This window comes from Pseudoalteromonas rhizosphaerae (assembly GCF_902498845.1).
GTDB lineage: Bacteria > Pseudomonadota > Gammaproteobacteria > Enterobacterales > Alteromonadaceae > Pseudoalteromonas > Pseudoalteromonas rhizosphaerae.
In genome coordinates this window covers 1-11,744 of sequence record NZ_CABVLM010000006.1, presented here as the reverse complement: position 1 = coordinate 11,744, position 11,744 = coordinate 1, and the positions used below count along the sequence as shown (strand labels likewise).

Here is an 11,744-nt window from a genome sequence, read left to right as displayed (position 1 = left end):
AGCTAAACGAAAAGCCCCGATTGTCGGGGCTTTTTTGTAACTGGTTAAATAAAGTATATATATCAATGCAATGGATGTATTGAAGGTGATAGATGACCACAGTTAAGTTACCTAGAGGTCGCAGTTTACACCTCGACACCCCAGTTATAATGGGGATCTTGAATGTCACTCCTGACTCTTTTTCAGATGGCGGGCGCTACTATCAAACAGACAGCGCTGTCATACAAGCTCAAAAGTTACTCGCAGATGGTGCTACCATATTAGATATTGGTGGCGAATCAACACGTCCAGGTGCGCCTGATGTTAGCCTTGAGGATGAATTAGCCAGAGTAATACCCGCAATCGAGGCAATTCGTGCCCACAGTGATAGCGCCGTTAATGATTGCATTATTTCGATTGATACCAGTAAAAGTGAAGTAATGCGTCAAGCTATTCTAGCTGGTGCTGATATTGTTAATGATGTGCGTGCTTTACAAGAGCCAAACGCATTGGCTACAGTTGCCCAGTATCCAGACGTTGCGGTGTGTTTAATGCACATGCAAGGCCAACCTCGAAGTATGCAAAACTCTCCACATTACGATGATTTATTCAGTGATATAAATGATTTTTTTGTACAGCGGATCAATGCCTGTAAAACAGCGGGTATTCAGCGCCAGCAACTTATTTTAGACCCCGGGTTTGGCTTTGGTAAAACCCTCAGTCACAACTACCAATTACTGGCGCGGTTTAATGAATTTAACCACTTTGGTTTACCTGTTTTAGCAGGACTATCGCGCAAATCAATGATTGGCAACTTATTAAATAGACAAACAAACGAGCGCCTTGCTGGCAGTTTAGCAGGGGCATTAATTGCAGCGCAAAATGGCGCAAAAATTATTCGTGTACATGATGTAAAAGAAACCGCAGATGTGCTTGGCGTGTGGCAAGCTTGCGAACAAGGAATTTAAAAATGAAAGAAAGAAAGTATTTTGGCACCGATGGTGTACGTGGCATGGTGGGTGAATACCCAATTACACCAGAATTTGCACTTAAATTAGGTTGGGCTGCAGGCAAGGTACTATCAAAAAATGGCACTAAGAAAGTCATTATTGGTAAAGATACTCGCATTTCTGGTTATATGTTAGAGACATCACTTGAAGCAGGTTTGATCGCCGCAGGTATCGATGTGGTGTTACTTGGCCCGATGCCGACGCCAGCCGTTGCGTATTTAACGCAAACATTTCGTGCTGAAGCTGGAATTGTGATCAGTGCATCTCATAACCCATATCATGACAACGGCATTAAGTTTTTTTGTGGCCGAGGTTTGAAGTTAGCTGATGAAGTAGAGCTACAAATTGAAGCAATGCTTGATGAACCAATGACCTGTGTAGCATCTGATAAGCTAGGTAAAGCCCGCCGTTTAGAAAGCGCTGATGGCCGTTATATTGAGTTTTGTAAAAGCCAATTCCCACAAGGCCTGTCGTTAGAAGGTTTAAAGATTGTATTAGATTGTGCCAATGGTGCAACTTATCATATCGCACCATCAGTAATGCGTGAATTAGGCGCGCAGATAATCAGCCATGCTTGCGAGCCAAATGGTGTAAACATCAACCTAGAGTGCGGTGCTACCCATGTTGATGCATTAAAACGCAAAGTATTAGAACATAATGCTGATGTCGGCATTGCCTATGATGGTGATGGCGACCGTGTAATGATGGTCGATCACAATGGCCGTGTCTTTGATGGTGATGATATTGTTTACATTATTGCCTGCCAAGCTGCCAATGATGACATGTTAGGCGGTGGTGTTGTTGGCACGGTAATGTCTAATATGGGTCTTGAAAACGCGCTTAAAGCGAAAGGTATTGAGTTTGCTCGCAGTAAAGTGGGTGACCGTTATGTAATGGAATTACTACAAGAAAAAGGCTGGAAAATCGGCGGTGAAAGCTCAGGGCATGTATTGAATCTGGATTTGATCAGCACCGGTGATGGCATCATTTCAAGCCTACAAGTTTTGGCTGCTATGGTGGCGCAAAATCGTACGCTAAAAGATCTTGGCGCAGGGTTTGTTAAATACCCGATGAAGATGATTAATGTGCGCTATAAAGCGGGCACAGATCCAACACTTGCACCAGAGGTTATTGCTGCGGTTGCTGATGTTGAAAAACAACTTGCTGGTAAAGGCCGTGTGTTATTACGTAAATCTGGCACTGAGCCGGTTGTTCGCGTGATGGTAGAAGCCGAAGAAGAGAAAATAGTCCTTGATAGTGCACAAAAAATTGCTGCAGTTGTCGAATCTATGAGCAAACAAACTGATTAAGAACAATAACCTCTTGTAACTTTGGGCGAGTCGAGTTACTATCTCGCCCGCTTTCTAATGTGGAGTGGAAAAATGGCAATACGCAAGCCAATGGTCGCAGGCAATTGGAAAATGAACGGCTCGAAAGAGTTAGTACAGCAATTATCTGACGCTATCAACAACGTAAAATCAGATCAGATAGACGTTGTGGTATTTCCACCTTACCCATTGTTACCTATGCTAACAGCAACAGGTGTAACAACTGGCGCACAAACGGTTTCTGAAAATGAACCGGGTGCATTTACTGGTGAAGTTGATGCGCAATTAATTAAAGATTTAGGTTGCCAATATACGTTAGTTGGTCACTCTGAGCGTCGTAGTATCTACGGCGAAAGCAATGACACTGTTGCAGCTAAGTTTGCTCGTGCACAACAAGTGGGTTTAACACCTATCTTATGTGTTGGTGAAAGTGAAGAGCAACGCGAACAAGGTCAAACTGAATTAGTCGTTGCTGCACAAATTGATGCAGTAATTGATAAATTAGGTCTAGCAGCACTGAAAGATTCTGTGATAGCATACGAGCCCGTTTGGGCCATTGGCACAGGTAAGACTGCATCGCCTGAACAAGCACAACATGTGCACAAATTTATCCGTGATAAAATTGCTGCTAACAGTAGTGATTTAGCACAAGGGCTGACCATTCTTTATGGTGGCAGCGTAAATGAAAAAAATAGCGAATTATTATTTGCACAACCAGATATAGACGGCGGCCTGATTGGTGGCGCTAGTCTAAAAGCAGAGTTATTTACTGCAATCTGTGAAAGTGCAAAAGGGACCGTATAAGATGTACGAAATTTTATTAGTAGTTTATTTAGTTGTTGCTTTAGCGCTTGTTGGTATGGTTTTAATTCAACAAGGTAAAGGCGCAGATATGGGTTCATCATTTGGTGCTGGTGCCTCTGCAACCGTTTTCGGTTCGTCAGGTGCAGGTAACTTTATGACAAAAACAACTACAATCTTAGCAACAGTATTTTTTGTGCTAAGTATTGTACTAGGTAACTTAACTGCAGGTCAGATAAAAAAGACTGATGAGTGGGAAAACCTAGAAGCAGCACCAGCAGTTGAAACAATTGCTCCTGCAGCTGACGATGTTCCAGTAACATCAACGAAAGAGAAATCTGACGTACCAAATTAATACTTATTAAAAGTATCGTTAAACGATTTATCATCCTCAAATAAATCATATGTTTAACACCTAAAGCGAAAGCTTTAACAATGCGGTTGTGGTGGAATTGGTAGACACGCTACCTTGAGGGGGTAGTGCTTTCGGGCGTGGGGGTTCAAGTCCCCCCAACCGCACCATCTTATAAAAACCAGTAACAGCGATGTTACTGGTTTTTTGCTTTTTGTGGTCTGCAATTAGCACAGACTCTCACCTCGGTTAGCTCCTCCTGTTTATTATACCAATCGTGTTAAGTTACTGACCATTTATAGCGACAGATAAATACAGTGATAACAAGGCGTAAATTTTGACATGTAGTTGTTCTACTTGAAAAAATTATAACGCAGTTAGCGCTTTATTTAGCTCGCTAAAATGGTTAAATATTTAAGTCGATTGGTATCAGTTCGTTATCCCCATTTATTAAATTATTTATCTAGACTCAAATGCTAATGATTTCTTAAAAATTATACGCCAGTAGATCTGTTTTTTGGCCAAACACAGTCTTTTAAGGTGGGATTAATTGGTAATAAGGGCATACTAGAGACCACGTTTGGGCTTGAAAAAATTAAGCGCTGTTTATTTATAAAGTCGATGGTCTAAAAGTTCAAACCGTGCGCTGCGAACAGATCTATTTCGAACAACTGGACTGCAAGGTTGTAGAGCTGAATGTAAAATAGATCACATACATTTAGTGGTAAAAGTACCGGCAAAGCTGTCAATATCAAAGTTAGCGGATCTTTATTGATGAGTTCAGCATAGCTCGCTTATATTCAACTCTTTTAACGATAAGTTCTGCTATATTGAACAGAGTAGATATTGTTAATATTAGTTCAGTAACGGTGTGCTTAAATAATAGCCTATTAAGTAAAAGACAATCGGTTTCTTTAGTTCTCTAGTATTTTATCCGGTTTGTGAACTTTTATGGCAATAAAGCTAGATAAATTAAAAATATAGTTAACACTTATAACTAACAGGCCGATAATACACACAGTTAAATAATAAGGTAGATCGCATGGCTTCAAGTTTGTCTTTTCAGGACCTAAGCATAAGTAAAAAAATTCACGCTATCACGAGTATTGCTGTTATCGCTTTTGTGGTTATTGTATTAATCAATTATATTTCGATGGTGGACAATCGGGGATCATTAGACGAACTTGAAAAAACATCTTATCAAGTGGTAAAACTAACATCAGCGAACGTCGGGTTACTTGAAAAATTAGATGAGCTTTATACACAAGCAGTTACATTTGGCGAACAAGATATTGTTGATAAAGCAAAAGAGACGCTGACAGCATTAACTGAGAACCTTGACGCAATAAATAATATTAATAGTACCTACATTGACAGGCAAACACGCACACAGTTAACCGAATACGCTGCTATATCATCAAAAATTGCGAACGATATGATCAGTGGGACTGCTGATTTTAGTAAAATCCAGCAGCAAGCACAATCTAAAACCAATATGTATAACTCGGTATTGCAAAGTCTTAAAGCTGCTCAGCAACGTGCCGATGCGCGCTTTTTTGAGTTGGTAAAAAATACTAAGTCACGCTCTGATCATGCTTTAACGTTAATGCTGGTTGTGTCATCTGTTTCATTGTTATTACTGTTATTTATGGCTATTTGGATTGCTCGTGGAATTGCTGCCGCCGCCAGTGATGCGGCTAGCAATTTACGCTTATTAGGTGAGGGGAAAGGCTCTCTTAGCACGCAGCTTACAGTGCGTAGTGAAGATGAAATTGGCCAAGTTGCAATTAACTTCAATACATTTATAGCCTTATTAAGAGAGTCGGTACTCGAAGTAATGGCGGTGTGTGAACCCTTGATGGAAAACTCAACGCGCTTAGTGCAAGGCATGGAACAAGCAGAAAATGCGACCAGCAAGCAAACCGCAGATGCTGAAATAGTTAAACAGTCGATGGAAGAAATGAAGCAAAGTGTAGGAGACATTTCACATTCGGCAGCAAGTGCCTCACGTGCTGCGCAAACAGCTGAACAAGAAGTGGAACAAAGTCGTTCACAGATCCGAACATCGGTCACTGAATCTCAGACGTTAAGTGCTGAAATCAATCGTGCCGCTTCGACGATTAACAAGCTTGCGGATGATACAAAAAATGTAACTCAGATACTTAATGTGATCACTTCGATTGCAGAGCAAACCAACTTGTTAGCACTTAATGCTGCTATAGAAGCTGCGCGAGCGGGTGAGCAAGGGCGTGGTTTCGCTGTGGTTGCTGATGAAGTCAGAGAGTTGGCATCGCGTACGGCTAAATCAACCAATGAAATTCGTGAATTATTAAACACCTTAACCAGTGCTGCAAATGAGTCGGTTAGCGCTATGACATCGGCGCGTGATATGGCCAGTAATAATGCAACAGCGGCAGAAAATACAGGTATTTCAATTGAAAAAATTGCAGAGCAAATGCTTGAAATTAATGGTATGAACTCACAAATTGCAGCAGCCACTGAAGAGCAAACATCAGTTGCGGCAATGGTGGTCGAAAATGTATCTAATATGCATACATCATTTGAAGATACGATGGCTTCGCTTACTGCGGTTCGTGATGTGGCGAAGAACTTACATTACTTGTCTGATAATCTATTGGATGCGACGGCTAAATTTAAAGTCGAATAACCTTGTAGTTATAATAAAAAACGCCTTGTGGTTAGATACCACAAGGCGTTTTTTATTTAAGTTATAACAGCTAGAAAGTTGCGATTACTTTCACTGCATCACTCACTTTACTGCTATCAATATAGCCAATAGCATCGGCATTACTCGAAACAAAGTCGATCACCGCTTGGTCATTATCTAGTTTTTCTGGCGGTGTACCTTTACCAGTAAAAACCAATTTTGACCAATAGGCATTAAGTTGGCTACTTGATTTACCAACCACTTTGTCATTGAATTCATCAGCAATACTGTTGCCGTTTTGATTTACTGGATTTACTTTCACACCATCCGCGAATGACTTGCTTTTGCCAAGGTAGATTTTTTTGATTTCATCTTGGTCTATCGCGTTGGCATTACCTGTATTTACGATCACAGTAACGCCTGCAAACGCACTAAATGAACAGGCAGACATAAGACCCGCTAAAATTAGTTTTTTCATAACCATCCCCTTAAAAAACCAAATCAACAGCAACGGCAATAACATCCGTTTCAGTATCTGAGATATCATCATTAAAACGGCTAAAATCAACTTTTAGTGCCGCAGATGGGTGAAAGTCGTAACGAGTTCCGATAGTGTATACATTACTTTGTGCACGAACACCATCGAGTGCCTGATTAATCCCATTATTGAGAGGAGGCACTTGGGTTACTTGATCAAAGCGAGATTTGTCATGTTTGTCGTCATTATCTTCATAGGTAAAATGAACGATCCACTCATCCATACGATAACCAATCGACGCATAATATTGTGATTGTTTTGCTAAGATACTTTTTTCAACTTCAAACTGTGTATATTCGGCATCAAATAATATGTTGTTATAGTCAATCGAAAAACCCACACCAATAAATGTACCGTCATCTTCATTTATAGCAATATCATCAGCTTGAGTTATTAGGCCGTTGTCGCGCAGTAATTGTTCAAGGCCATTAATAGCTTGTCCGCCAGCTTCACCATTGCTTAAATCAATAGAGGTTTCAGCAACTAAGTAAGCAGCGCGAACACTAAACCAATCATACGATAGAGTCCAGTTAACCCCTGCGATGTCGTTTAGTTTGGCTTCATCATTGTTTGTAACTGCTGCAATGTCACCATCAAAGCCACCATAAATGACTTGTAAGGTTGAATCCCAATCTCCTATTTGTGAAGTGTGCAGTAGGCTCAAGCCTTCATAGGTAGAAAATGGAATGCTATAAACAGACTGTGGTGGTCTTACCCAGCGATAAGCATAGCCAACATCTAAGAAGTCAGAGTAGCGATAAAAAGGCACACGCATTTTACCCGCACTGAGTTGCAGCTCATCGGTAAATTCGTATGTTAAATAAGCCCATTCAAATTCGGCATCAAAATCATTCTCACCGCGGGCTACAATTTGTGCAGTTGCACTGAGCTTATCTTGTAAATCAGCCGATAATTGTAAAGCAAAAACGCTTTCATTTTTAAATGAAATGTCGTTGTCGTACCCGTATCGAGTTGTATTATCATCCAATGTTTTGCCACCAACAATAGAGGCAAAACCATTAATACGCACTTCTGCAAATGAGCTTGCAGATGCGCATACAGCACATAAAGCAATTGCGAGAGGAAGTTTTTTCATTGTGTATCCTAAGTTTTTAGTATGTTGATTTCAGCTAGAGTATAGGAGTAAATATGTGAATTATCGACAATTTAACAGTATCATTTTGATTTTATATATGTATTTTTTAAAATGAGGTAAGTGTGGTAGGTAACTTGAAAACAACCCGTACGATCAGCCGAGCTGATCTAATTATATTGCGAATGTAGGCTGCCCTAATAGCAGCCTAATCAGATAAAATAGGTGTTAACATCAACTCTGACGAGAAATTCAGTAATGCAGCGAACTATAAAAATAGCAGTTTAAAGTGCAGGGGGTTAGTTATTACTTTCTTTGTCATGTTCTTCACGTGCGGCTTGTAATTCTTCAACGAGCTGTTGGGCTTTTTGCTTGGTTTTTTCGGTTAACTCGCCTGCTGCTTCTTTACTTTCAAGCCAGGCATCTAAAGCCACCTCTTTGCCATCATCATACATATCAAGGCCAAGTTTTTTACTTTCTTGCAGTAGCTCATCAAGTGATTCACCTTTAAATTGATTGCTGGTTTCTTTTACTTCATCCCATGCATCATTAAGTGCTTTTTTAACCTCAGCTTTTGCTTCAGCCGCTTCTTTTTTTGCTTCGCTGGCGTCTTCGCAACCGGTTAGTGCTACACAGCCTAATAAAACTAAACTTGCTAATTTGTTCATATTTGTTCCTTTGTATAATAATGATGTCCCGAGGAATATTTCCTCTGGTACAGTATTGATGGCAATCTTAAAACAAGCAATATACAGGCTAGAAAATGAATATACCTCGAACAGCACGACTTAATTTTAAATTAATGGATGAAAATGACAGTGCGCTACTGTTTGAACTCGATAACGACCCACAGGTTATGGAGTACCTTACTCGTGGCAAGACGACGACCATGAGCACCATCAAAGACGTTTTTATTCCGCGCATGCAAGCCTACCGCAATCCACAACAGGGCTGGGGGCTTTGGCAAGTTAACCTTAATGATAATGACAGCTTTATTGGTTGGATATTAATTCGGCCAATGGGGTTTTTTACTGCAGAGTCGGATTTTAGTGATATTGAAATTGGCTGGCGTTTTAAACGCACAAGTTGGGGTAAAGGTTACGCCAGTGAAGCCGCACAAGCCGTTGCCGATGTGATCACCGCCAATGCTGAGATCAAGGCACTTAGCGCCACTGCACTAAAAGACAATAACGGCTCGATTAAAGTGATGGAAAAGCTGGGTCTGCAGTTTATTGAACACTATACCCATAGCGACGAGTTCGGCGAGTTACCAGCCGTGTTATATCGAAAATTTGTGTAAAGTTGTTCATTGTAGTTTGACCCTTGTTAACTGAATGTGTATTAATGGGGTTAATAAAATAATCAAAAAATAAAATCAACAAGGAATTAAATATGTTTGCAGGTGTAAAACATTTACTGATTTTTAGTGTCATTGTAATGCAGTTACATATAACTGCATTGGCAGCTAGTGGCAAAACAGCTCAAGCAGCAGTGGCTATGCCCGATAGTTACAGTAGTGACGTAGCAAGAGCCATTTTGGAGCAGGGCGGTAACGCGGTTGATGCAGCCATTGCTGCGCAATTTGTATTAGCCGTTACTTTGCCTGAAGCGGGAAACATTGGCGGTGGTGGTTTTATGCTGATCCAAAAAGACGGGCAAGGCGACTTTATAGATTACCGCGAAACAGCTCCAATTGCCGCTCATCGCGATATGTATTTGGATGACAAAGGTAATGTGGTTGCAAATAAATCGATATACGGCATTCACGCCAGTGGGGTACCCGGTAGTGTGGCGGGTATGTGGCTTGCTCATCAAAAACACGGCACACTTGATTGGAAAACCCTTGTTGAGCCTGCAGTAAAGTTAGCCGAGCAGGGTTTTATTGTTCACCCGAAATTAGCCAGCAGTATTGAGCGCTACATTGCCCGCATGGCTAAAAAAGACGTAACAATTAACTTTGCTGATTATTTTGCCAGCGCTAAAGCGAATCAAAACTTTAAGCAACCTGAGCTTGCAGCCACGTTAAAACGTATTCGCGAGCAAGGTAAGGCAGGATTTTATGAAGGAGAAACTGCTAAAATCATTGCCGATTTTATGGCTGAACATGGCGGGATCATTACGCAAGCGGATTTAAAAGCCTATCAAGCAAAATCACGTACACCAATGAAAGCAGCTTGGAACGGTTACCAAGTACTTACATCACCACCACCAAGCTCCGGCGGTATTGCAATAATACAATGGTTAAAAATGTACGAGCTGACTAAACCCAAAGCAGGGCTTGAGCATAACTCCACAGCATATATTCATTTATTAGCAGAAATTGGCAAACGCGTATTTGCTGATAGAGCAGAGTACTTAGGTGATCCAGACTTTTTTGATGTGCCAAAGAGCGAACTAATCGCCATGGATTATCTTAAAAAGCGCAGTAGCAGCATCACACTCGATAAAATATCGACGACTGAAAACATTAAGCCTGGGTTATATGAAAGCGAACAAACCACGCATTTTTCTATAGTTGATAAATGGGGTAATGCAGTATCGAATACCACCACCATTAATTTAGGTTATGGCAGTGGTGTAGTCGTTGCTGGCGCGGGTTTTTTGCTTAACGATGAAATGGATGACTTTAGTGCCAAACCTGGGGTGATGAATGTATTTGGCGCGCTCGGTGGTAAAGCCAATGAAATCCAGCCGCATAAGCGTATGCTTAGTTCAATGACGCCAACTATCTTACTCAAAGGCAATAAAGTTAAAATGGTTACCGGCTCACCTGGCGGCACCACCATAATAAGCTCGGTGTACGAATCTATTTTAAACGCGGTTGAATTTAATATGAGCGCCGATGAAGTGGTAAATAGTCCGCGTTTTCATCATCAACTTTGGCCTAAAAATGTCATACGTCATCATGCAGGGTTAGATGCAAACGTTGTTAAAGCACTAGAGAAAATGGGCTACACCTTAGACGAGCGCCATTTTGGTGATATGCATGTGATTATCGAACGTGATGGCAAACTAGATGCCGGCTCAGAAGCGTCAGGGCGCGGTAAGGCGATGGTGTTTTGATTGCAGCTTTAAGCGGTAAGTCATAAGTTGTAAGATTGCTTGGTGATAAATCAAGCGATTGTAGTTGGGGTGAGGGTAACGAAGCCCAATTACAAAAAGGTTTTAGGAGCTAGGTAACTAGGTGTTAGGGGAGTGACTCGTAGGCGCGAGTTTACCTCGCGCAGTACGCAGTTTAATGAAATTGGGTGTAAACGAACGACTCGCCTTAGCATGTGGTATCACCAGCACCAAAAGTAGGCGCTTGGAAGCGAAGACCCTTGTTGAAGCTCAAAAACAAAAGGAATTAACATTGCGCTAGGCAATGACTATTTAGCTTCACAAGGTTTAGCGTTATTGAGAAATATTTGGATCAATATTGATAACGGGAGCTGAACCGCCTATAGCACTTCCTGTTAATGAAAAGCGCATGATGGGTGGTGTGGAGAGGGAGGTTAGAGACCTCCAGTTACCCGATTAGGTGTACTTTTATAACTAGCTTTAAGGTCATTTATTTCTTTTGAACAGTATTTGGAAGCTATTTTATATAATTCTCTGAATTCTTTTTGCTCGTTATCATTTGTGCCTAATTCAAGAGTAATATTTTCAATTACGCTAGTGATTAAAGATAATTCATCGTGTTCTTGATTTATAATTTTTTTGCTGGGAATATTCCTTAAACACTCAGAAACGCCCAAAAATAAATCAATCTCCTTTTTCACAGCAATATCGTTATTAGATTGTGCAAAGAAAGAGATACTCGAAATGAGAAACAATATCCATATTTTCATGTGAACTCCTTGTACGGCTAGACATAATGACTCCCACACGGTGTTAGCCTCCGCTTTTCGTGGGTTAGCTTAATTCAAAGCCAGAGCCATAATTAGTTTGTCTATCAACTAAACAGCAGAGGCTAACATGAATAAACATAGCATA

Annotated in this window: 11 protein-coding genes, 1 tRNA gene and 1 pseudogene; 9 read left to right on the top strand and 4 right to left on the bottom strand. The window is 40.8% G+C overall.

The genetic code is table 11. The features are described 5' to 3' along the window. The first annotated feature begins 92 nt into the window (after positions 1–92). From folP to PSR9079_RS10455, 7 genes and pseudogenes are all read left to right on the top strand, one after another. Positions 93–947, top strand: a complete 855-nt coding sequence (gene folP / locus PSR9079_RS10485; RefSeq protein WP_149981430.1) for a dihydropteroate synthase — start codon at positions 93–95, stop codon at positions 945–947. 2 nt (positions 948–949) lie between these two features. Continuing rightward, positions 950–2,299 (top strand): phosphoglucosamine mutase, encoded by a 1,350-nt coding sequence (gene glmM / locus PSR9079_RS10480; RefSeq protein WP_145239192.1) that lies wholly within the window; start codon positions 950–952, stop codon positions 2,297–2,299. A 72-nt stretch (positions 2,300–2,371) separates the two neighbouring features. Next, positions 2,372–3,121, top strand: coding sequence for a triose-phosphate isomerase (tpiA, locus tag PSR9079_RS10475; RefSeq protein ID WP_145239190.1), 750 nt, complete (start codon positions 2,372–2,374; stop codon positions 3,119–3,121). Between the two features lies 1 nt (position 3,122). Then, positions 3,123–3,473 (top strand): preprotein translocase subunit SecG, encoded by a 351-nt coding sequence (secG, locus tag PSR9079_RS10470; protein WP_149981429.1) that lies wholly within the window; start codon positions 3,123–3,125, stop codon positions 3,471–3,473. A gap of 82 nt (positions 3,474–3,555) precedes the next feature. Next, positions 3,556–3,640: transfer RNA gene (locus PSR9079_RS10465), tRNA-Leu, on the top strand. A 474-nt stretch (positions 3,641–4,114) separates the two neighbouring features. Continuing rightward, positions 4,115–4,230: pseudogene (locus PSR9079_RS10460) on the top strand (transposase); the annotation flags it as partial. 282 nt (positions 4,231–4,512) lie between these two features. Continuing rightward, positions 4,513–6,138: a methyl-accepting chemotaxis protein gene (locus PSR9079_RS10455; protein ID WP_149981428.1), complete on the top strand. Its 1,626-nt coding sequence runs from the start codon at positions 4,513–4,515 to the stop codon at positions 6,136–6,138. Positions 6,139–6,208: 70 nt separating this feature from the next. On the opposite strand, the gene PSR9079_RS10450 is transcribed toward PSR9079_RS10455, so the two are convergent. The 3 genes from PSR9079_RS10450 to PSR9079_RS10440 form a co-directional block, all read right to left on the bottom strand. Continuing rightward, positions 6,209–6,616: a type 2 periplasmic-binding domain-containing protein gene (locus PSR9079_RS10450; RefSeq protein WP_145242880.1), complete on the bottom strand. Its 408-nt coding sequence runs from the start codon at positions 6,614–6,616 to the stop codon at positions 6,209–6,211. Positions 6,617–6,626: 10 nt separating this feature from the next. Then, positions 6,627–7,772 carry a porin gene (locus PSR9079_RS10445; RefSeq protein ID WP_149981427.1) on the bottom strand — a complete coding sequence of 382 codons (1,146 nt, stop codon included), beginning with the start codon at positions 7,770–7,772 and terminating at the stop codon, positions 6,627–6,629. A gap of 296 nt (positions 7,773–8,068) precedes the next feature. Further along, positions 8,069–8,437: a hypothetical protein gene (locus PSR9079_RS10440; protein WP_145242884.1), complete on the bottom strand. Its 369-nt coding sequence runs from the start codon at positions 8,435–8,437 to the stop codon at positions 8,069–8,071. Positions 8,438–8,532: 95 nt separating this feature from the next. Here PSR9079_RS10440 and PSR9079_RS10435 point away from each other — a divergent pair, with 95 nt between their 5' ends. Together PSR9079_RS10435 and ggt are read left to right on the top strand one after the other, a co-directional pair. Then, positions 8,533–9,069 (top strand): GNAT family N-acetyltransferase, encoded by a 537-nt coding sequence (locus PSR9079_RS10435; protein ID WP_149981426.1) that lies wholly within the window; start codon positions 8,533–8,535, stop codon positions 9,067–9,069. 92 nt (positions 9,070–9,161) lie between these two features. Beyond that, positions 9,162–10,832, top strand: a complete 1,671-nt coding sequence (gene ggt / locus PSR9079_RS10430) for a gamma-glutamyltransferase (protein WP_149981425.1) — start codon at positions 9,162–9,164, stop codon at positions 10,830–10,832. A 431-nt stretch (positions 10,833–11,263) separates the two neighbouring features. Here the strand turns inward: ggt and PSR9079_RS10420 are convergent, their stop codons facing one another. Then, positions 11,264–11,599, bottom strand: coding sequence for a hypothetical protein (locus tag PSR9079_RS10420; RefSeq protein WP_149981424.1), 336 nt, complete (start codon positions 11,597–11,599; stop codon positions 11,264–11,266). Between the last annotated feature and the right edge of the window lie 145 nt (positions 11,600–11,744).